The organism is Zavarzinella formosa DSM 19928 (assembly GCF_000255705.1).
Taxonomy (GTDB): Bacteria; Planctomycetota; Planctomycetia; order Gemmatales; family Gemmataceae; genus Zavarzinella; species Zavarzinella formosa.
In genome coordinates this window covers 56,511-76,605 of sequence record NZ_JH636446.1, presented here as the reverse complement: position 1 = coordinate 76,605, position 20,095 = coordinate 56,511, and the positions used below count along the sequence as shown (strand labels likewise).

Sequence of the window (20,095 nt, the reverse complement as noted above, 5' to 3'; positions counted from 1 at the left end):
AAACGACCCTGTGGCATGGCCCAGGGTCGGCGCATATCAAACATCCTCTTGGAGGAGGACTTCCGTCAGAAAGGCGGCGCTGGCACTACATCGGATCATTTTTCCTCGCAGGCTGTCTTTTTTCGAATGCTTCTTGAGCAGGGCACGGCGAAGCGTCGCAACCAGATTAAATTGTTGCCCAAGGTACCAGTGGGTCGGTTGTGTTGGGAGAGGCCATAATTTCATCGGCCAAATTTTCGGAGAAGTTTCTTGGTTTGTGCCCCGGACCCGCCGACGCGATGACGGCGTTCACGCTGTCTCTTTCGTCGGGCGGCCCGTTTCCCTTACCAGACAAACAGCGTGGGGTTTCGGTTCCAATGGTCGGCCACCGCCTCAAACCAGGACATGATTTCTTCGAGATGGGATGGATTCTGTCCGGCCATTGCCCGGCGTTTGAGAACCCGTTGGATGCTTTCGGCCATATTCAGCCATGAGCCAAAACAACGGAGTGTAAAGCGGCATGATGCCATGGGCGAACAACCACAGGACAAACGCCGACGTCTTGTGACCGGCTAGATTGTCCAGGACCGACAGCATCCACAGCGGCGGCAACTGCTCCGGCAGGGTGATCCTGATCTTCAATCCCGCCTGCCAGCGTTCCCAGGCCCGCCGTGACGAGACTTTCGTCGAAACCGCCTTGGATTGATCGGCGAGAATCTCCGACAATTCGTGTTGCAGCCACGGATGCAACACGCTGTTCGGGCAGGAGGTCACCCCTTCGAGCCGCACCGCTCCGGTGGCCGGGTGAAACAGCGTCATCACCCTGGCCGCGCCGTTGCGGACGTATTCATGCGGCAACCGGGCCGGTTCGCCTTCCGGTTCCCAACTGGCGGCATCGTCGGGACGGGTCGGCCTGGTCGGCGCACCACACCGGCAATTCCAGGTCTTCCCCGAGGGTATAAGCGTCTTCGATCAGTTTTTTTCTAATAAACGAATAGTTTCAATGCGGCTTCTTAATGACGGGCCTTTCGCTGTGCTACGTCGTCAAGCTTGCCGACAAACATCCGAGCGCAACGGCGGTCTGGCCAAAGTGATCTTTGGCCGCATGTTTAAGCAGCCATCACCATCGCCCGTTCCTGAACTCATCGTCAAGGATTGCACCATGGATATTCTCACTTGTCTGGCTTTGAGCGGCCTCGAAGGCACGGCTTACGCCACCTTCAAATTCATCCTCGAACAGCTCGCGGCCTTTCTGTTGAAGTAGCGGACGCCCCGGCCAGCAAAATGATGCATGGCTCATCCGGGCCGCCGTCGGCCGATGGCAACCATGAAAGGGCGGGAGATGTCTCCTGCCCTTTTTGCACGGACGGGAACTGGCAGGAGGCCATTCTGGCGAGAGGAATTCGGCCATTAAGGCAGGTGTGCCGTGACAGTTCAATAAGCTGCTGCGCGGATTGGTATCAGCCTTTCGCTCGTTTACGCTCTCATCCATAAGGGGAGCCTCCCCTGCCTCCGCATCGGGAGAAAGAGGAAGCGGAGAAAAATCATCATCGAGGAAGAAGATGTGGAGGTATTGGTGGGGGAGTGCCGGGCGATTCCCCCGGCTCCCGAGATGAAACTGAAGCACATCAAGCGGAATTAGTGGCCTGCCGGGCAGCGGCATTCATGTAGGCGAGCTGGCCGGAAAGATGGCCGCCCTGCATGGCAACGACGAAGTCGCGGAACTCCGGACGCGGATCGCCTTGATGATTTCTGTTCGCTCCTCCTCGGTGAGGAGCCTTTCACGTTTTCCGGTGGGCGGTTTCTTCACTCCTTTGATGGGATTGGTTTCCAGATACCCCTCGCCGGTTCCCCATGAGTAGACCCGCTTGACGGCGGTAGTGGCGTGCCACCTCGCCCCCTTCCAAGTCGGGGTGGCGTTCAGCCAGTTGGTGATGTGCGGCGGCTTGATCTCGACGACAAGTTTGCATCCGTAGAGATTGCCGAAATTTTGGAGGAAGAAGTTGTACTGTTTGAAGGTGTCTACCAAGACATGTGCCTCGGTCACGTCAAGAAGACGGTCGCAAAGATATTCGACCGTAAGCGAAGTTAGTTTTGGGGGCTTTTAGGCCAGTGCCGACAGAATGCCTTGCAGGCTTCCTGCTTGTTGTTCTTGCCTTTGGCCAGTGATGTGTTTGCGAGATTTGCCCTCTCCGGTGTGGACATACCACCAAGAGTTGGGCGTTCAGAAGAAGGTTTACAAGACACAGATAAAACCCTCACAGGATTGCGCCTGAAGGATTCTACGCGGCTTGGTTATGTTTTCAAAAACCCCTTAAAAACCCGGATGGAGATGACAGGAATCGAACCTGCGACCTCTTGAATGCCATTCAAGCGCTCTCCCAACTGAGCTACACCCCCGGTAACATTACATTACGATTGAGAAGTCGGCTCGTCAACATACCCGCGTGACTGTCGGTCGAAAATTTCCTGTGGGTGAATGTCCTTTCCATCCCGAAACTTCGCCTGATTGCCCAACCGTGATGAATTTACAGAGCCAAAGCATTGGCTGTTGGTTCGCGCTTCCGGCGATCATCATTCAGCGAACGGACACGAAATCATTGTGGTTTAAAAGCACATGGGTCAGATTTTCCCGAGATCGTTGGCCGGCGTCCGGGGAGGCCGGTTTGCTGGCGGCGGTTCCTCCGAGCGGCGTGAGTTTTTTTCCGGTGAACAACGCCGATTGTTCCGACAGGAAGGTCCGGCACATTTCACGTTCGGCATTTGTGGGCGGACGGCTGAGAATGCTCTCAAACGCGATGGTGATGAATTGGGATTCGTCGGGGGCTTGCTTCGACAGTTTTGCGGCCAACAGGCGGGACATTGTTTGGGTCAGAGGGCTGTTCGCCAAGGCAAGGGCTTGTTGGGGGACGACGCTTTCGCTTCGCCGATAGCATTCCGTCGGGCTGGCGGCGTCGAAGAGTTCCAAAAAGGTCATTTGTTTTTCCGGGGCATGACGGAAATACAGCGATCGTCGAAAAGTGGTCAGACCGGCCGATTCGTTAATCTCCTCGCCGCCCCTCGTGCGGTCCAGTTCCCCGGCAACGGCCAGCACGGAATCCCGCACGGCCTCGGCCATCATTCGCCGGGCATTTTGCCGCCAGAGGAAACGGTTGTCCGGGTCACGGGCGGCGTCTGACAGATCGGGCTGGGAGTCCATCCGGTAAGCGGCGCTCAAGACAATCAGCCGATGGACATGCTTCAAGCTCCAACCATTGGTCATCAGTTCGGCGGCCAGCCAGTCGATCAGTTTCGGGTTCGTCGGCGGCTGGCCGTTCTTGCCGAAATCGAACATCGTGGGAACAATCCCGACGCCGAAGCGGTGCATCCAGAGATGGTTGACCGCGACACGGGCTGTCAGCGGGTTTTTCGGGTCGGCGATCCAATTGGCCAGCGCAAGCCGACGGCCGGTGCTGGTGGCCGGGAAACTCTTGACGGGACGGGGGACGAAGGTCGTCGTCGCGGGGGTCTTCAACGTCGCCTCTGCTTTTGTCAGGGCGGCTTGGGCGTCTGTCAGTTTCTTGGCCGGATCGGGTTGGCCCTTGGGCGTCACCGTCCACCGGGCGAGATTGGCCAGCGCCATCAGTTTGCGGGCCTCGATCACGCCCAATTCTCGTTGAAGTTTGCTCACCTTCTCAGCGGCCGTTTTCCATTCCGGCGATTTGGAATCCATTGCCTCCACGGCGACATGGGCAATAAAGAGATCTCGCTGGAGTTCGGCAATTTCCAGATTGCGTCTGGCGATGACAAGTTGATCTTCCCGGAGGGCGACCAACGGCAATTTAACAATCGTGGGAAGCACGCCCAAACCAATGGGGAACACGCCTTGCCGGGCGATGGCTCCCCGCACCTCGGCCTGGGCCTTGGCGACGGCGGTTTCATTGGCCGCCTTCATCTCTTCGATCACGAAGGGCCGGTTATCCGGCGTCACCGAATATTTCGGCAGCGTTACCGATTTGAGATCGAACGTTGGCCCGAGGAGGGCGGCGGGGACGGCCGGGGGAATCGGCTTCGTTTTGTCGGGGTCGGCATCATTGCCTCGCACGAACAGATAAGTCGGGGTGGCCGCATTCGCGTCGTACACGCGGACAAGCCCTTCCTTGGCGATGTCGGCCTGGCCGGGAATCCGATCCGTGCGAATATCGTGGGCGGCGAAGATGGCCCGGAAGGCGTAGTATTCTGTTTGCGGAATCGGATCGTACATGTGATCGTGACACCGCGAGCAATTCACCGTCAGGCCGAGAAACCCCTTGGATGTGTGTTCCACCGCCCGGTCAAGCCAGACCTCCCGGCTGAACTTGTACCAGTTCCGAGCGAGGAAACCCGTGGCCCGCAAGGCATTCGGATCTTCGGGACTCAGTTCATCGGCGGCAAGCATCTCCTTCACCATGCGGTCATACGGTTTGTCTGCGTTGATGCTTTCGACAATCCAGTCCCGCCAACGCCAGATATGCGGCTGGCTGTCGCGGATCTCCGCTTGATAACCGGCCCAATCCGAATAGCGCCACACGTCCATCCAGTGCCGAGCTTGCGCTTCGCCGTATTCCGGCCGGCTCATCAACTGTTCGACCATCTTCTCATAGGCGTTCGGAGATGAGTCGTTGAGAAAAGCATGGAGTTCTTCTCGGGTCGGCGGCAATCCGATCAGATCGATAAACACACGTCGAAGCAGCACCGCTTTGGCTGCCTCCGGCCGGGGTTTCAGGCCATTTTTCACATGTTGCTCGGCCACAAACGCATCAATCGGATTTCGCACCCAAGCCGGGTTCTTCACGGCTGGCAGGGCCGGTCGTTTCACGGTCTCCAGCGGAAGCCAGCGGTAATCGGCCCGATTCGCCCTCACGACGGCCAGTTTCTTTTTGGCCTCGGCCCGTTCGACGCCGTTCGGGTAATCAAGGTGCGTGCCGGGGAACTTCCCGGCGAAAATCTCCTCTAGATCGGGAATGCCGTCCTTGTCCGTGTCGCGGTCGGCAAGGGCGTCCAAAGCGTCGCCGATGTCGTTGCGAAGGCCGGCTTTTCGGCGTTCCTTTCGCCATTCGGCCAGCGCTTTCCCGAAGTCGTTATGCGGCTTGTCCGACTCGTCCCCGCCTTCCATATGACAGAGCTGGCAATTATTGATGCGCGTGGTGAAATCTGTCCCGACGTATTCACCCACGGCCTTCAGATGGGCGGGCTTTGCGTGAAGAACCCCGGCAAGAAACAGTGCGGTCAGTGACAAGAATAATCGCATGGCAATCCCTGTGAGGGAATGAATCAAGGGGAGAACATGAAACTGTTCGGCGGGAGATGTGTTTACGATGAACGGTCCGGCCGATCATGTCAAGCAAAATGACCGGGCCGGAAAGCGGGAAATGGGAATTCGGAAGAGAAAACCGGGGGCTTTTGGCGTGGCTTCCCCTCGTGTCAAAACTTGGACTCGGTTCCCACATCCCGCTCGCACACGGCGAAACAGCCCTGTCGTTGGAAATAGCGGTCGTAAAAGCGGGTGAGATGCGGCACATCGCTCGGAGCCTGGGCGGCCAGACTCTCGAAGGAATTCGTGTCGGCCCGGCTGGTCGCGTACCAAAGCAAGTCCTGCCCGATCAATTCGGCTTCCTTCCCCTGCGGTGCAATGAAGCTGAACAATCCGTTGATCCGTTCGCTTCGGAATCCCTCGGAGCCAAAAGCGCCAAAGCGAAAACCGGGAGCCTTCGGGTCTGTCTCCTCCACCGGGGTGAAACTCGGGTCATCGATCATCAGCCCGACGCCCTTGATGCCGCCTTCTTTGCGGCGCAAGACAAAAAACGCATCCGTTGCAAATTTGGGATTTCGCAGGAAATACTCGGCCAGCCGATTCCCGGTCAACCGGAGAACGGACGCCGCCATTTGTTCGATTTCCGGCAGATCCTCGGCCCTCAAGCCGGTCACATTGAGACCCGGCCGCTGAAACATCGTCGGCAGATCGCCAAAGGATTGGGTGTAATTGACAATCTCCCGCGATTTGTGGAAATCGTGATCCTCGAAGAACTCCCGCACGTCGGCCCAATCGGCCCGGTAGGTGGCAAAAGCCCGAGGGATTTTTCGCTGAGCCATCGCCCGCATGACGGAAGTAAACAGAGGATGGGCAAATCGCTCATCACCCGGCCGGCAACATGGAAAAGTCACTTGTCCGCTCTGCGGGTCGAACGAAGCATGTCCCACCACTTTCTTTTCTTCTTCCGCAAAGAAATGCGTTCCTGGATCGAACGCGTGGCCGCTTGTGCGGCGGCGGGCTTCTTCAAGGGTGAGAAGTTGATGGCCGGGCAAACCGGCGGACGCCGCATTGTGAACAGCCACCAAATTTTCGGCATCGCCGGCAAGAAAATTCCGAATGAGCATTCCCGACTCCAAGCGGTGGGCTGGCGCGGCACATTGACACGCGCGACATGAACAATGAGAGGATTCCGACAACCAACACTGTTAATATCGGGCACGCCTTCTCGCCGTGGCGTGCTTTGGTCCCCTGAACGACGCACCAAGAATGGAAAAACCAAGGTTGAGGGTGAAGAACTTGGGCGACATCAGAAAATCGACGCGATCATCGCGCCAATATGTGAGGTTCCACAAGGGCAAGCTCTTCGCAAACCTGAGAAGCAGCATTCGCTTTCAGACTCAGCATCTGGAAACTGTGCGGGTTGTGCCAATAAAGACGGTTGCGCCTCAATCTGGTCAATTTAGGCAAGAAGCAGCCCGTTTGGTGCAATGGCAAAACAGCAAAAATAGGCTAAGCTAGAGAAGATGCGTCTTTTAATGAGAATCACGCCAAGTTCTCCTGACGCATGTGTTTGCGAATAAAACCCCAGTTCGGCATCCCATGTGCTGAACCGGTTAAGACATACATCAACTGGAACACACCGGGCGGGGGAGGGGTTTTGTCCATGCGGCGAGTCGCTGTCACGGGATTGGGGGTGGTTGCCCCCAATGGCATCGGCAAAGAGGACTTTTGGGACGCCTGTGTCGAGGGACGCAGCGGCGTGGGGCCCATCACCACCTTCGATGCCTCTTCGTTTCCGATCAAGATCGCGGGCGAAGTGAAGAATTTTGATCCCTCGCCGTTCATTCCGGACTCCATGCGGAAGTCTCTCAAGGTGATGGGCCGGGCCGCACGCTTCGGCGTGGGAGCCTCCGGACTCGCCCTTCAAGACAGCGGCATCTCGATGGAGAACGAGAATCCCGAACGGGTCGGCGTCGTCGTCGGCACGGGCTTGGTTCCCGTGGACATGGCCGAGATCATGCCGATGCTCTCGCGGGTGATGCAGGAAGACGGAAGTTTTGACCTGAACAAGCTGGACCCGAACACCGCTTCGCCGATGTTCCCGCTCTGGTTGTTGAAGTATCTCCCCAACATGGTGTCGGCGCACATCTCGATGATGTTCAACGCCCAGGGGCCGAACAGCACGGTCACCACCGCTTGCGTGGCGGGAACCCAAGCGGTTGGGGAGGGCTATCGGTTGGTCGCCCGCGGCGAGGCCGATGTCATCATCGCCGGCGGGTCGGATTCCCGGCTCGATCCACTCTTGTTGATGGCCTACACATCCCTCGGGACACTGAGCCGATGTTGTGATCTGCCGCCGGAAGCGGTCTCCCGGCCGTTCGACCGCCTTCGGGACGGTTTCGTCCTCGGTGAAGGAGCGGGGATGCTGGTGCTGGAAGACTACGACCGGGCCAGGAAACGCGGGGCGAAGATCTATGCCGAAGTGATGGGTTTCGGAAGCAGTTTCGACGCCTACTCCATCATCAAACCGGATCCGGACGGCCGCGGGGCGGTGCGGGCGATCAAGTCGGCCCTCGACGAGGCCCGCGTTGATCCCTCCGAAGTGGGCTACATCAACGCCCACGGCACCAGCACCCGACTGAACGATCAGATGGAAACGGTCGCCGTGAAAAAGGTCTTTGGTTCCGGGGCGAGGAAGTTGCCGATCTCTTCGATCAAGTCGATGATCGGGCATTCGATCGCCGCCTCCGGCGCCATTGAGGCAGTGGCCTTGGCGATGACCCTCAGCGAGAACGTCGTGCCTCCGACGATCAACCTGCGAAATCCCGATCCGAACTGTGATTTGGATTGCATCCCGCTAAACGCCCGCGATTATGCTCCGCGAATCGCCCTGTCCACCAGCTTCGGCTTCGGCGGGCAGAACGGTGCTTTGGTGATGAAAGCGGCGTGATTTCTCTGTCCAAATTGAAACAGGCAGAGCCCCGCCGATTCATCGGCGGGGCTCTGCCTGTTTGTCTCACTTCATCAAATAATCCTTGAGAAATTCAATCGTTTTGGACGTGGTCTCTTTCCCCGCTTTGCCGGTCCAACCGTGACTTTCGTCGGGCACTTCCACATAAGTCACATTCGCCCCGGCTTTCTTCAATTTGTCCGCCAGCATCCGGGATTGTTCAATCGGCACGATCCAATCCTTGGTGCCGTGGAAGATCAGAAACGGCGGGGCATCTTTTTTCACATGGGTGATCGGCGACGCCTTGTCGTGGTCGGCGGCTTTTTCCTTGTATGAGCCACCCATCAAGGGGGATAGCATGGACCTTTGGGCCGTGTCGTCTTTGCCAAAAGCGGCCAAATCCGTCGGGCCAAAATAATCGACAACGCATTGCACGATGCTGGATTCCTCCGGGTATTGTTTCCCCTCGAAACCATCTTTGGCGTCCGTGAGGCCCATTAAGGCGACCAGATGCCCGCCGGCCGAATAGCCCATGACCCCGAAGCGGTCCTTGCGGATGTGGTACTTCTCCGCGTTCGCCCGCAGGAAGCGAACGGCCGTCTTGCAGTCTTCGATCTGGCTAGGGAATTGATAATCGGGGGCCAGACGATACCCCACGCTCACCGCCACAAACCCTCGCTCCGCCAAGACGGGAAGCCACGGGTGCATGTCCTTCCGGTTCCCCATCCGCCAACCGCCGCCGTGAACACACACCACCACCGGAAACGGCCCCTTCCCGACAGGGGGAACGGCCATGTCCAGCTTCAGCTCCCGGTCACCGGCCTTGCCGTAAACGATGTTCGTTTCGATCTTGTCCTCGGCAAATCCGAATGACACCAGCAACAAACAGACAAGCATGGTTCGCATGAGGAATCCCCGATCAACAAGGGAAGAACGCCCGGATGTTGTACGCGAGGAACCGGGTTGCCCCAAGATGGGAAACGAACCCGTCAACCAGTGAGCGTCTCCCTTGGACAATGAAACGAGGAATCCGATGAAACGCACCACTCGAATGCAATTGGCCCAAGAGACGGTGGAGATTGTCAATCGGGGGAATTACAAGCTCCCTGACGGTCGTAAGGTCTCCATCCAAGCGATGGTCGAAGAATGTCTGCAAGACACGCATTTCCATGAACCAAACGACTACCGCCGACTACGGGAGGAAGCTCTCACTCGCCCGGCGTTTCCCGGCCCCGCATCCGTTGAACTTCGCAACGAAACCACTCTCGAAGGCATCGGCCGGACGCTCGCCGAACATCCGAATGTCCCTCTGGCCACCCTGAACTTTGCCTCCGCAAAAAATCCGGGCGGCGGCTTCCTCGGTGGCAGTCAGGCCCAAGAGGAATCGCTTGCCCGCAGTTCGGCCTTGTATGCGTCACTGCTCACAGTTCCGGAGTATTATGCCCGTCATCGGGCCATGTCATCCTGCCTTTACACGGATGCGATGATCGTTTCCCCCGGATGCCCCGTTTTCCGGACTGATGAAGGCGACTTGTTGGAAGCCCCCCGGCGGGCAACCTTTATCACGTGCGCCGCTCCGAATGCGGGAGCCGTTGCGAAGAACACGCCCAAAGAAATGCGTCTGCTTCCTGATGTGCTGCGACAACGAGCCGAAAACGTGTTGTGCGTGGCGGCCCACGGAGGCTATCGACATCTACTGTTGGGGGCGTGGGGTTGCGGTGTTTTCCAAAATGATCCGGAGTTGGTGGCCGGAATTTTCGCCGATCTGTTGGCCGGCGGGGGATTGTGGGCCGACCGTTTCGAGAAAGTGGTCTTTTCGGTGCTCGATCATTCGGCCGATCAGGCGATCTTCTCGGCTTTTAAGGCGAAATTCGCCCGCCGATCCCGTCCTGTCCCGTAAAACGTCGATGATGCCTGCTTCCCGCGTGACGTGTGATTATTGCCTCGGCCCCGTTCTTGGCAACGGCCTGTCCGGCCGGGCGTGGCCGGATCGTCCGGCGACCCGGTATTGCTGTTTCGGCTGCCTCAGCCTTGGCGAGCAACGCCCGGCGGCCACCCTCCCCTTTCCCAAACGCTTTAACGGCCCGGCCCTTCGCATCGGGCTGGCTCTCGTCGTCATCGCCCAATCAATGATCCTTTCCCTCGGCATCGCCATCGAAGGTGATGCCTCGCGTGATGAGAAACTACTTGTTTACGGGGGGATTCTCTTTGGAACGCTGATCGTCTTCGGTTTGTTGGGCTTGTCGCTCATCCGGGCGGCATGGGACGAATTGCGGGCCGGTTTTATCACCATTGAAAGTTTGTTTCTGCTCACGATGGCCGGCGCATTCGCAGCCTCCTTGCAATCGTTTGTCACCGGGTCCGGTCCGGTTTATTTCGAGGTCGTTTCTGTCGTTCTCGTCGTCTATTCGGTCGGCAAAGTCATCATGGCGAGGGCGAAACAATCAGCCATCGGGGGAACGATGGCGTGGGCCGATTCACTGGCCACCTGTCGGCGAGTCATCCAAAAGGAAGTGATTGAAACCCCGGTCACGGAAATCGTCCCCGGCGACTTGGTGGAAGTGCGGCCCGGCGAACTGATCCCGGTGGATGGCGTGATCGAAACGGGAACCGGCTTTGTCTCGATGGCCGCGATGACTGGGGAGCCGTTCGCCGTCGTGAAACGGCCGGGCAATCCCGCCTTGGCCGGGTGTGTTTCCCAAGACGCCCTGTTCCGCATCCGGGCAACAGTAGCGGGAACAGCCCGGCAGGTCGATCACTTGCTGGCGGCCGTGGACGACGCTCGATCAATCCCGACCGCCGGGCAAGCAATGGTTGATCGAATTAGTTCTCGTGTGTTTCCGCTCCTCATCCTCATCGCCATCGGCACGTTTGCGTATTGGACATGGAAAGTCGATCCGCAAACGGGAATGTTCAACGCGATGTCCGTCTTGTTGGTGGCGTGCCCCTGTGCCCTCGGACTGGCGACGCCGCTGGTGATTTGGGTCACGCTGGCCCGGCTTGCGGAATGGGGATTTGTCGTCCGCACCGGCGATGTGGTCGAACGGTTGGGCGCCATCGACACAGTGCTTTTCGACAAAACCGGCACCTTGACGGAAGACCGCTTCACTCTCGCGGACATCGCCACGGTCGATGACCCCGAACGCCCCCGACCCCGCTGGCTTGGTTGGATGGCGGCCGTTCAAGCCCGCAGTTCACACCCGATGGCCAAGGCGTTTGCCGAACTCGGCGTATCCACGGAACATGTCGAAGTGACAGAAGTGCGAACCATCCCCGGCCAAGGCGTTGAGGCCACAGTGGAAGACGATGGCCGGCATCAGGTGCGGATCGGCCGGCCGGAATGGATCAACGCCCCGGAGGAAGAGGCCGAACCGCTTCTCTCCGGTTTGATCGAAGGCGTCGGCCATCGCATCGACTGCGAGGCCGATGGCCGTCTGGTGGCCGTGGCCGTGCTGCGGGAACGACTGCGGGAATCGGTTCCCCATGCCTGCGAACATTTGGCCGAACTCGGCGTTTCCGTGGGCGTGCTGACTGGAGACACCGCCAAGCGGTCGACGATCACCGGCATCAATGATGTGCAAGCCGAGTTGCTACCGGATGACAAAACCGCCCATGTCCGGAATTTGCGATCCAAAGGCCGCCATGTGTTGATGGCGGGCGATGGCATCAACGATGCCGGGGCGCTGGCGGCCGCGAATGTGGGAATCGCCCTGGCCTCCGGAACGGACTTGGCCACACGGGCCGCCGATGTCACCCTCTATCATGCCGACTTGCGGGTGCTTCCGTGGGCCATTGCCCTTGGCCGTCAGGCGGCATTGGTGATTCGCCGAAATCTCAAGGTCGCGGCCGCCTACAACGCCATCGGGGTGACGCTGGCCATGACGGGAAACCTTCACCCGATTGTGGCCGCGTTGTTGATGGTCGGTTCCAGTTTGTTTGTGATCTGGTCTTCCTCGCGCGTCAACGTGTCGGCGGAATGGGATTGCCACGACTCGGTGGAAACGTCAAAGCAATCGGCGACCCCGTACAGCGTCACTATCGCTCATGCGCTGGCGCTGGTTCTTCAAGGACTGATCCTCATCGCCCTGTTGGGTCTGCCCGAGGAAATCGGTCTTCCTGTTTTCTTCGGCTTCACCATCTTGGGTTTCGGCTCGGCAATTCTGTGGGCCAAATGGAAACGCCTCTCCCACCGGGCGGACATGGTCTACGGCATGTTGACGCTCGGCAACCTCGGCATGATTGCCGGTTGGTGGGCCGACGCGGGCTTTCGACCGTTGCAACAAGGAAACTGCGATTGTGCGGAGGCGATTTTCAACGGCGTGCTGAAACCGTGGATGTGGCTCGGCATGTGGCTCGGCGGCACACTGGCGATGGCCTTCCTCACCCGCACCCCGCACGGCAACCGCATTCACCGATGGAGCATGCACACCGGCGGCAATCTCGGCATGGGCCTCGGCATGTTGTCCGGCGGCTGGCTGGCGGCTCAGATCTCCGTGGAATCAATCCGGTCGGCGGCGGTGATGGGCCTCGTCGGCATGACACTGGGGATGATTGTCGGAATGTTCGCGGGGACAGCCCTGACGGAACAATCGATACGGCGTTGGAAAAGAATCCGACGAAAACTGCGTGTGAACCCATGACAATCTAGACTGTCCGTGTATGATATCATCACTGGACGCGGCGTGGAGCAGCCCGGTTAGCTCGCCAGGCTCATAACCTGGAGGTCATAGGTTCAAATCCTATCGCCGCAATCCGAAAACCCCCTGGAAACAGGGGGTTTTTTCGTTTCCTAGTGGTTCGCTGAGTACTCTGTTTTCGTCATTTCCCGTCAAATTGGTTCCCAATTAGTACCCGAGTAATCAAGCAACTGTCACGATGATCTGCGTGTTCTTTTGATTTCTTTGCCAGTTCGGACCGTCGTCTGAGTGACAAACTTTGAGGGCGGGGGTGGAGTAGCAGTCAACTCGTCGGGCTAATCCCCCGAAGCCGCGGGTGCGAATCCCGCCCCCCGCGATTTTTCTCTCGCCTTCCCTGTCCCTTGCGCACTTCTGCCGGCCGCAGGCTTCCGGCCGTACGCTGATGCGCCTCCACGTCTTAGCCGCCTGCGTTGCCATCGAAGGCTTCCAGCATTCTAAAATGCCCGCCCGCTGGCAAAACCGTTAAAATTGGCAGGCGTTTTCAAGTGTGGGCGGTTAATCCGCATTATGAGATGGTTTGAAGCTCGGTAAAATGTCCCCTAGTTGAAACCGGTCAGGGCTTCAAATGCTTAACTACGGTGATGTCCCGCAACAACTGGCCGACATGATCCGGCGGGCGATCGCGCAAGATGCTGCGACCGCTCAGCTTTACCTCCGGCCGGGGCTTCCCGTTTACATGCTTGTTCCCGGCCTGATTCACGGGACACAGCTTTCGGCCGCGCTGGAGCATGTCAAGGAAGTCGTCGAGGGGAGCGTGCTGCCTTGGCGTCAGATGACCAGGGATGAAAAGGACGGGTATTACAAGGAGGTCGGGAAGGCGCTCGGCTTTCCGTATCCCGATGAGTTCGTAGGGGCGGTGAAAAGCTCAAGCAACGACGCTTACATGAAACTGGTCAACTATATCGGCCTTTTGCTGCCCAAAGATGGCGGGAAGAAGTAATGGAGGTTAAGGACTGGATTACGCTGGCTGCGGCTGTCATCTCGCTGTTCGCCGCTGGCGTTTCGGTAACTGCGTTGATTCTGAACCGCCGGGTTTCCATTGGTCAGGCAGAGACCGCGCTCAGAACGTCGATCCGCTCGACCCGACAGTTCGTGAATAATCTGTCGATCCAACTTGCTGACATTGTGGATGGCAGGCGCGAAGACGAACTGAAGGCTGCGGACAAAAGGCGAATAGAGGCTGTGCGGATGGCCTTTATGGAGGCCATAGAGGAAAATCTGAACGCGTATGAAGATGCCTGCGCCAAGTACGTTGACGGGAAGATCGACCGAACGCGATTCAAAAAGAATTACTTCACCGAAATTCGGAACCTGTGCGAGTGTCCCAAATCTAGCCCAATTTACGAAATGCTCAACCCGGAAAGCACCTCCCGCTTCCGGTCAGTCTGGGGCGTTTACCACGAATGGTTCAACCAAGGCAAATAACTGCCATCACCGTTATCTTGGGGTTCTGATCGCGTTGGGGGATGCCGCCTTGGGATGGAGAGGAGCGAAGGCAAAAGAAAACGGCCGGGGCGAGGACTCGCAACTCCCCCGGCCTGGCAGACGCTACCGGACGGGTTTGTCCGGCTTCGGCTTTTGGGTCCGTTGTCTGCAATGACATTATACGCCGCCGATGTCTTCGGTCAAAAATAGAAAATGGGCTTCCCCTGACGATCTTCACCGTCGGCTTTCGCAGTTCTCCATTCGCGGGGGGTTACCCGTCGAATGACGCCCCCCGCGAATGGAGAACGGAGAAAGACGGCGGTCTGCTTCCCCCTTCACTGGAGGCAAGAGCAGGGTCCGGAGCGGCGGGGTGTATTTTCCGGGCTGTTTGGGCGGCTGTTCCGGATCGCCCCCCGGTCATTTTTTCTAGGCCATGCCCAGAATCAGCCCAACCGTCAGCATGGACAGCGGGATCAGGCTGCCCAGCGTCACGTCGATGTTCTCGTAAAACGCGATGCGGTCCTGCGGGCGCCACAGCTTCCGGTTCTCGACGCGGGTGGCGAAGCTCTTGTACTCCGGGCCGATCACAGTTTGGTCCAGTCGGCCAACGCCTTTTGCCTTGCGGCGCATTCCGCGTACATGCCTGACGTTTGGATGCCGTCCTGAAGCAAGTCTCCCAATGTGGCCGGGGATGCCAGTGGCTCCAGCGGCGGGCAGGGTTCAGTCAGGTTGGCGGGCGGGATCGGCCACAGCGCGCGGCTGATTGTAGAGGAGCAGGCCGGTGTCAGGGACAGGGCAAGCAAAGGCAGGATTGTTCTGGCGCGCATGGTACAGTTTCCTTTCCGCGGTCTGGGTGGCTGTGCGGCGGCGTTCGCGGTCCTGTTCGTAGTCGTGGGACAGTTTGGCCGCATCCTGCTCCGCATTGAGCCGGGCGTCAACCTGCTCCTGCAAGGCGGCCTTCTGCCCCGCTTCCATGCGCCAGCCGTTCACCTGCCATCCTGCCGCAAAAGAAACGACACACACGGCGGCGGTGATGCCGAGTTGCCAGCTAGCGGGGGTCACGGGCGATCCATTGCCTGGCAAGGTCGTACAGCCTGGCCTTGAGCCAGCGGACGCCGGGGAGGTCGAACACCAGAATCACAAGACATGCCAATGCCAGCGTCGTCCAGTCGATCTGCTCGCGGAGAACCATCAGCGTGATGAGGGCGTAACCGGCGAGGTGGCGGGCCGTTCGGGACAGGTTCCTCATTTGACGACCACAGGACGCAGGAAGAGGTTCTTTTCCATCTCACGCCGCTTGGTCAGGCCGGGGAGCGTTTTCAGTTCCCCGTCCACGCGGGCCTTGTCCCACAGCAGCATGCGGCTGGCGAATTCGATGTAGCCCTTGCGGTTCAGCGCGTCGACGGACTTGCTGCCGCGCAGATTGCCCTCGCCGAGGTTGAACACGAATGAACACAGGGCCGAGAACTGGTTCTCGTTCAGCGGCACGCGGACCAGCCGGTTCACGGCCGCCTCGGCCTTGGCCATGTCCTGCGCGAGCAGCACCTCGGCGGTGTGTTCGTCGATCCTGGAGTTGGGCTGCACGTCCTTGCCGGTATGGCCATGACCAATGGTCAGCACGCCCGCCGAATCCCTATATGCCTTGAGCTTCAATCCTTCGCAGTCCCGAACGATCTGCAATCCGTCTTCGTTGCACTTCATGCCCTAACCCCCGAACTTGTCGTACAGCCACGTCGCCATCCACGCCACGGCGCCCATGCCGGCCGCGATGACGCCGCCGAGCCACATGGCCCCGCGGAACGCGCCCTTCAGTTCGTGGAGGGCCGTGGTCAGTTCCTTGACGGCGTCCTTGACGTCGGACAACTCGCTGGTGAGGTTTTCCATCTGGGTTTCCAGTCTCACGACTCGCTCCCGGCTTTCAAATGTTTCTGGCATGCGCCCCCTCTTAGTTGCATGTTGCGGAAAGAATATCACGGACCGGCCGCCCGCGCAAAAGGTCCGTGGTCATCCGCGGACGATGCCGGTGATGCCGCACTGGATGCTGGTGGCCACGCCGGCGTCGCCGTACCACGTCTGCGTGTCGGTCCCGGCCCCGAATTCCAGCCACGCGAGGAAATGCCGTCCGATGCCGGGGTAGCCCCGGTACTCCGACAGGAGCATGGCCTCGACGGTGTTGGTGGCGCGGCCCTGCACTTTGATGGTCGCCCCGTTGACAGTGGTGGAATCAATGCCGATGCCGGAGCAGACCGGGCGGGCGGTCGATGTGCTGTTGAGGCAGAGGGAGGCGGCGGTGGCGTCCACCAGGTCCTCGGACACGCCGATCACCATGTCGAGTTGGTTGGCCGCGCTGCCGTTGGCCTGCCGGAAGCTGCCGGTGAAATAGTTCCAAGTGTCGGTCGCTTCAACCACGCTCATCGGGCGGTCGAGGCGGTTGTAGTAGTTCCAGACGTAGCGCTTCGCGAGCGAGTCCTCCGTCTGGCCGCTGCTGCCGGTGGTGCGGAAGGAGCCGAGGTAGCGGCGGGTGGTCGTGCCGTTCTTGACCAGCACGCCGTCCTGGTAGGCCAGCGCGGTGGCGCGGGTGGTGTCGTTCGTCCACGCGAGCAGTTCCAGGGTGGCCGCGCCCGAGTTGCTGTAGCAGAACACGTCGTACATCGTGTTCGTGGTCGCGGGGACGGCAATCGAAAGTTCGGTGAAGGCGACGGTGCGCCAGACGGAGCCGTCGTACAAGCTAATCCGGTTGCCCCGGTACGGCGTGTAATACAAGGTGGTCTTGGCGGTCTGGTCCGTGGTCGTGACGGGCGCGCCGGTGGCGAGGGTGAGGCGGCCGTCGGAGAAGATGGTCTTGGCGAGCGGGGTGAAGACGTTGTTCGTGATGTCGATCTGGCCGATCTCAATATCGTCGGTGCCGTCGTAGGCGAACAGGGTCCAGAGGGTCGAGGACGGGGTGTTGTCGTCGATCCACAACTGCCCGGCGTAGGCGGTGCTGGGGCGGGAGTTGCCCTTGCTTGTGCTGGCGAGGGCTTGCAGGGCGTTGTTCAGGTCGCCTCGCAGGGCGGCGTTGCCCTGGTTGGCGATGCTCATGTCGTGTTGGGACATTCAGAATCCTTTCTGGTTAATAGCCGTTGGCGACCCAAGACGCCGTCTTGGCCACGTATGACCCAGCGGCGTTTTTCACGCCGATGTCGAAGCTTGTCGTTGTCACGTTCAGCACGATCTCCTGGTCTCCCACGCTCGCCCCCTGAATGGTGACGCCGATGTCCGGCACCACGACGAAGGTTTGCGCAAAGGTGACAGTGGTCACCCCGGCGGCGCTGGTCACGAGCGTCTCGCTGTCGAAGATGTCCGGCACGTCCACGGCCACGGAGAGGTCCGAGATGCGGACGTTCAGGTTGGTCACGTCGAGCGTGGCCGAGCGGGCGATCAGGTCGAATGCGATGTACCGGCAGGTGTAGTCGCCGACGAAGAACTGGCGGAAGTCGGTGAAGTTGACGCCGTCGTCGGACGTGGCGATGTAAAGCTTCACGTCGATGCCCGTCACGTCGCCGCCGTCGAACAGGCCGAGCTGGTCGTCGAAGTCGCCCTCAATCTCGTCGAACGACGCGGAGGCGTCGTAGATGTCGGCCCGGACGGTGGCGGTGACGCGGGCGGTCGTCACTTTCCCCAAGTCAATCGGGTCGCCGGTGTCGCCGTACAGGCCGAAGGCGTACTCCCCCGCGCCGATGAAGCCGCCGTAGCCGTCGAACAGGCCCGGCTGGTCGTCGAACAGGCCGGGGTGGTCGTCGAAGTAACTGGCCGGGGCGAACTGGAGCGCGCCGTCGATGATCTCGAACCGGGTGGCCCCGGCGATGGCCGGGAAGTCCGGACTTTCGGTGCGGGTGATGATGCGGTTCATCTTCACGATGTCGGCGACGGTACTCTGGATCAGGGAGGCGGTCGTGCTCTCGTTGCCGCTGGAGTCCACGGCCTTGATGAGGTAGGTGCCGTTCATCAGCGGGAGGACGGCCTGCGAGGCGACGCCGGGCATGGCCGGGCCGAGGTCGATGGCCGACGACCACGACGGCGAGACAGTGTCGGGCGTGTAGCGCAGCCGAATCTTGCCGCCGACGCGCACGTCGATGTCGGCCGACTGGTCCCAACTGAGGTGGGCGTTGTTGTGGATGGCGTTCAGGCTGAAGTTCTCAATCGGCGCCGGGGGCGCGGTCAGCCCGGCCATCGTCGCGGCCGAGGAGGCGTAAGCCGAGGACACGCCGAGCGTGCTGATCGCCTTGACGCGGAAGTCGTAGTCGCCCTGCGCGATGTCCAGCACGTCGAAGGTGGTGGCCACGGTGCGGGTCAAGACGGTGTACGCGGTGTCGGCGGCGGCCTTGTACTCCAGTTGGTACTGGTCGAGGAAGGCGTCGGGGCTGGCGCCCCAGGTCACGGTGGCCTTGCTCTTGACGGCGCTGCCGTCCAGCGGGGCGTACAGACTTTCCGTGATTTGCGGCGTGCCGGGCGGGTCCACGAAGAACGGGTCGGGCAGGTTCGTGTCGGGGGCGGGGTCGATGACCGTCGCCTCGCCGCTGTTCCAGTCGTAGCTCGCCGAGGACTCCTCTTGCAGGGACAGGGTGATGACCATGTCCGACCCCATGTTCCAGCGCATGATGCGGAACGGCTTGGAGGTCCAGCCCATCTGGTCGTTGGTCAGCGTCACCACGTCGAAGGCAGCGTATTTGAGGGCGTTGTGGTTGACGGGCAGGTCCACCATGATGCCCTGCCGGGCCTTTTCCAAGGCGATCTTGGCGAGCATCTGCGCCCGCTCGGGGCGGCTGGTGAACGGCAGTTCGATGTCTTTGAAGATTTGCTCGTCGTTGTCCTCGGCCTCGTAGGTGGCGTTGGTGACGGCGGGGAAGTCGGTCGGCTGCCAGTTCTTGTCGGGATCGACGTAGGTGCCCTTCACGGCGTTGAACAGTTCCTTGCGCGGCGTGCGGCCCCGGATGGTCAGGCCGCCGGCCAGCATGTCGAGGGTGATCTCCCCGGCGGGGGTGTCGTAGGCCCCCGCGTGCAAGCGGAACTGGCCCTGAACGTAGGTGGTGACGCCCGCCAAAGAACTCATCAGCGAGGTGAGGTTGTCCAAGGGCGCGGTGGCGGTGTCGATGACGCCGTCGCAGGTGTAGCGGGCGGCGCTGCCCCCTGCAATTGCCACGGCTTCGTCGCAGACGTTGGCGGCGGCCGAGTAGTAGGTGTCGTCGATCTCGTCGTCGTCGCAGTTAAACCCGTACTGCTCGCTCATGTAGTCGCGGGCGCACAAAGCGGCGTTGCGGGTCCATTGGGTGAGGCCGTTGCGCGGGTCGTAAATCTTCTTGCCCTTCACCACGGCGGCGACGTTGGGGATGCCCAGGGGGAACACGTCGGGGTGGTACTCGAACCGGACGTAGAGGTAGGCGATGCCTTGCAGGCGGTGGGCCGCCGACCAGCCCGGCACTTCGGCGACGAGCAAATCGTCGGCCTCCTGGTCCTCCGCGCCGAGGTGCTTGCGGACGCGGACGTAGGAGCGGTTGGAAATGCCGTAGTACGGGGCGGTGGTGGCGAAGCCAGCCGCGTCGAACACCACGACCTTGTCGTTCAGGTAGATGTCGCCGATCTCCTCCACCTCGTGCCCCGCCAGCGGGATGACCATGTGCAGGAAGAGGTTGGTCTGCGTGTACGACGCGCCGGTGCTCAAGGGTCCGGTGTTGACCGTGGTGGCGAACACCATCGGGCCGGAGACGCGGGCCTGGCCGTAGATGATCTTGT

General features: G+C 60.1%; 19 protein-coding genes and 3 tRNA genes. 8 read left to right on the top strand and 14 right to left on the bottom strand.

Annotation, left to right across the window (positions count from 1 at the left end):
- Positions 1-372: 372 nt before the first annotated feature.
- Positions 373-837, bottom strand: a complete 465-nt coding sequence (locus BGIM_RS53930; protein WP_052640125.1) for a hypothetical protein — start codon at positions 835-837, stop codon at positions 373-375.
- Between the two features lie 145 nt (positions 838-982).
- Here BGIM_RS53930 and BGIM_RS0134715 point away from each other — a divergent pair, with 145 nt between their 5' ends.
- Positions 983-1,243 (top strand): hypothetical protein, encoded by a 261-nt coding sequence (locus BGIM_RS0134715; protein WP_020474267.1) that lies wholly within the window; start codon positions 983-985, stop codon positions 1,241-1,243.
- Between the two features lie 399 nt (positions 1,244-1,642).
- On the opposite strand, the gene BGIM_RS0134710 is transcribed toward BGIM_RS0134715, so the two are convergent.
- From BGIM_RS0134710 to BGIM_RS0134695, 4 genes are all read right to left on the bottom strand, one after another.
- A complete protein-coding gene (locus BGIM_RS0134710; protein WP_020474266.1) occupies positions 1,643-2,008 on the bottom strand; it encodes a hypothetical protein in 366 nt (121 codons plus the stop codon).
- Between the two features lie 298 nt (positions 2,009-2,306).
- Positions 2,307-2,379: transfer RNA gene (locus tag BGIM_RS0134705), tRNA-Ala, on the bottom strand.
- 178 nt (positions 2,380-2,557) lie between these two features.
- Complete coding sequence (locus tag BGIM_RS53925) at positions 2,558-5,248, bottom strand: DUF1549 and DUF1553 domain-containing protein (RefSeq protein WP_020474265.1); 2,691 nt, start codon at positions 5,246-5,248, stop codon at positions 2,558-2,560.
- 173 nt (positions 5,249-5,421) lie between these two features.
- Positions 5,422-6,375 carry a GNAT family N-acetyltransferase gene (locus BGIM_RS0134695; RefSeq protein ID WP_157369650.1) on the bottom strand — a complete coding sequence of 318 codons (954 nt, stop codon included), beginning with the start codon at positions 6,373-6,375 and terminating at the stop codon, positions 5,422-5,424.
- A gap of 539 nt (positions 6,376-6,914) precedes the next feature.
- On the opposite strand from BGIM_RS0134695, the gene BGIM_RS0134680 reads away from it, so the two are divergent.
- Positions 6,915-8,201 carry a beta-ketoacyl-[acyl-carrier-protein] synthase family protein gene (locus BGIM_RS0134680; protein WP_020474261.1) on the top strand — a complete coding sequence of 429 codons (1,287 nt, stop codon included), beginning with the start codon at positions 6,915-6,917 and terminating at the stop codon, positions 8,199-8,201.
- A gap of 66 nt (positions 8,202-8,267) precedes the next feature.
- Here BGIM_RS0134680 and BGIM_RS53920 read toward each other — a convergent pair whose 3' ends face one another.
- Positions 8,268-9,107 (bottom strand): alpha/beta hydrolase, encoded by an 840-nt coding sequence (locus BGIM_RS53920; protein WP_020474260.1) that lies wholly within the window; start codon positions 9,105-9,107, stop codon positions 8,268-8,270.
- A gap of 127 nt (positions 9,108-9,234) precedes the next feature.
- Between BGIM_RS53920 and BGIM_RS0134670 the strand changes: the two genes are divergently transcribed.
- The 6 genes from BGIM_RS0134670 (at position 9,235) to BGIM_RS0134645 (ending at position 14,323) form a co-directional block, all read left to right on the top strand.
- On the top strand, positions 9,235-10,101 hold the full coding sequence (locus BGIM_RS0134670; protein WP_020474259.1) for a TIGR02452 family protein: 867 nt from the start codon (positions 9,235-9,237) through the stop codon (positions 10,099-10,101).
- A 7-nt stretch (positions 10,102-10,108) separates the two neighbouring features.
- Positions 10,109-12,841, top strand: a complete 2,733-nt coding sequence (locus BGIM_RS0134665) for a heavy metal translocating P-type ATPase (RefSeq protein ID WP_020474258.1) — start codon at positions 10,109-10,111, stop codon at positions 12,839-12,841.
- Between the two features lie 36 nt (positions 12,842-12,877).
- Positions 12,878-12,952: transfer RNA gene (locus BGIM_RS0134660), tRNA-Met, on the top strand.
- A 190-nt stretch (positions 12,953-13,142) separates the two neighbouring features.
- Positions 13,143-13,214, top strand: a tRNA-Ile gene (locus tag BGIM_RS0134655).
- Positions 13,215-13,463: 249 nt separating this feature from the next.
- The gene (locus BGIM_RS0134650) at positions 13,464-13,838 is read left to right on the top strand and encodes a hypothetical protein (RefSeq protein WP_020474257.1); all 375 of its coding nucleotides are present in this window, start codon (positions 13,464-13,466) and stop codon (positions 13,836-13,838) included.
- Positions 13,838-14,323 carry a hypothetical protein gene (locus tag BGIM_RS0134645; RefSeq protein WP_020474256.1) on the top strand — a complete coding sequence of 162 codons (486 nt, stop codon included), beginning with the start codon at positions 13,838-13,840 and terminating at the stop codon, positions 14,321-14,323. Before BGIM_RS0134650 ends, BGIM_RS0134645 begins: the two co-directional genes overlap by 1 nt.
- Positions 14,324-14,749: 426 nt before the next feature.
- Here BGIM_RS0134645 and BGIM_RS0134640 read toward each other — a convergent pair whose 3' ends face one another.
- From BGIM_RS0134640 to BGIM_RS53915, 8 genes are all read right to left on the bottom strand, one after another.
- Positions 14,750-14,953, bottom strand: coding sequence for a hypothetical protein (locus BGIM_RS0134640; protein ID WP_020474255.1), 204 nt, complete (start codon positions 14,951-14,953; stop codon positions 14,750-14,752).
- Entirely contained in the window at positions 14,908-15,150 is a 243-nt protein-coding gene (lysC, locus tag BGIM_RS68665; protein ID WP_449355845.1) for an Rz1-like lysis system protein LysC, read from the bottom strand. Before lysC ends, BGIM_RS0134640 begins: the two co-directional genes overlap by 46 nt.
- Entirely contained in the window at positions 15,044-15,385 is a 342-nt protein-coding gene (locus BGIM_RS0134635) for a hypothetical protein (protein ID WP_020474254.1), read from the bottom strand. Before BGIM_RS0134635 ends, lysC begins: the two co-directional genes overlap by 107 nt.
- A complete protein-coding gene (locus BGIM_RS0134630) occupies positions 15,372-15,572 on the bottom strand; it encodes a hypothetical protein (RefSeq protein ID WP_020474253.1) in 201 nt (66 codons plus the stop codon). Before BGIM_RS0134630 ends, BGIM_RS0134635 begins: the two co-directional genes overlap by 14 nt.
- Positions 15,569-16,024, bottom strand: coding sequence for a lysozyme (locus tag BGIM_RS0134625; RefSeq protein WP_020474252.1), 456 nt, complete (start codon positions 16,022-16,024; stop codon positions 15,569-15,571). The genes BGIM_RS0134630 and BGIM_RS0134625 overlap by 4 nt, the downstream gene beginning before the upstream one ends.
- 3 nt (positions 16,025-16,027) lie before the next feature.
- On the bottom strand, positions 16,028-16,258 hold the full coding sequence (locus tag BGIM_RS0134620) for a hypothetical protein (RefSeq protein WP_029631203.1): 231 nt from the start codon (positions 16,256-16,258) through the stop codon (positions 16,028-16,030).
- A gap of 69 nt (positions 16,259-16,327) precedes the next feature.
- Positions 16,328-17,419, bottom strand: coding sequence for a hypothetical protein (locus BGIM_RS0134615; RefSeq protein ID WP_020474250.1), 1,092 nt, complete (start codon positions 17,417-17,419; stop codon positions 16,328-16,330).
- 16 nt (positions 17,420-17,435) lie between these two features.
- The coding region (locus BGIM_RS53915) for a phage tail protein (RefSeq protein WP_020474249.1) at positions 17,436-20,095 on the bottom strand (2,660 nt) is incomplete at its 5' end.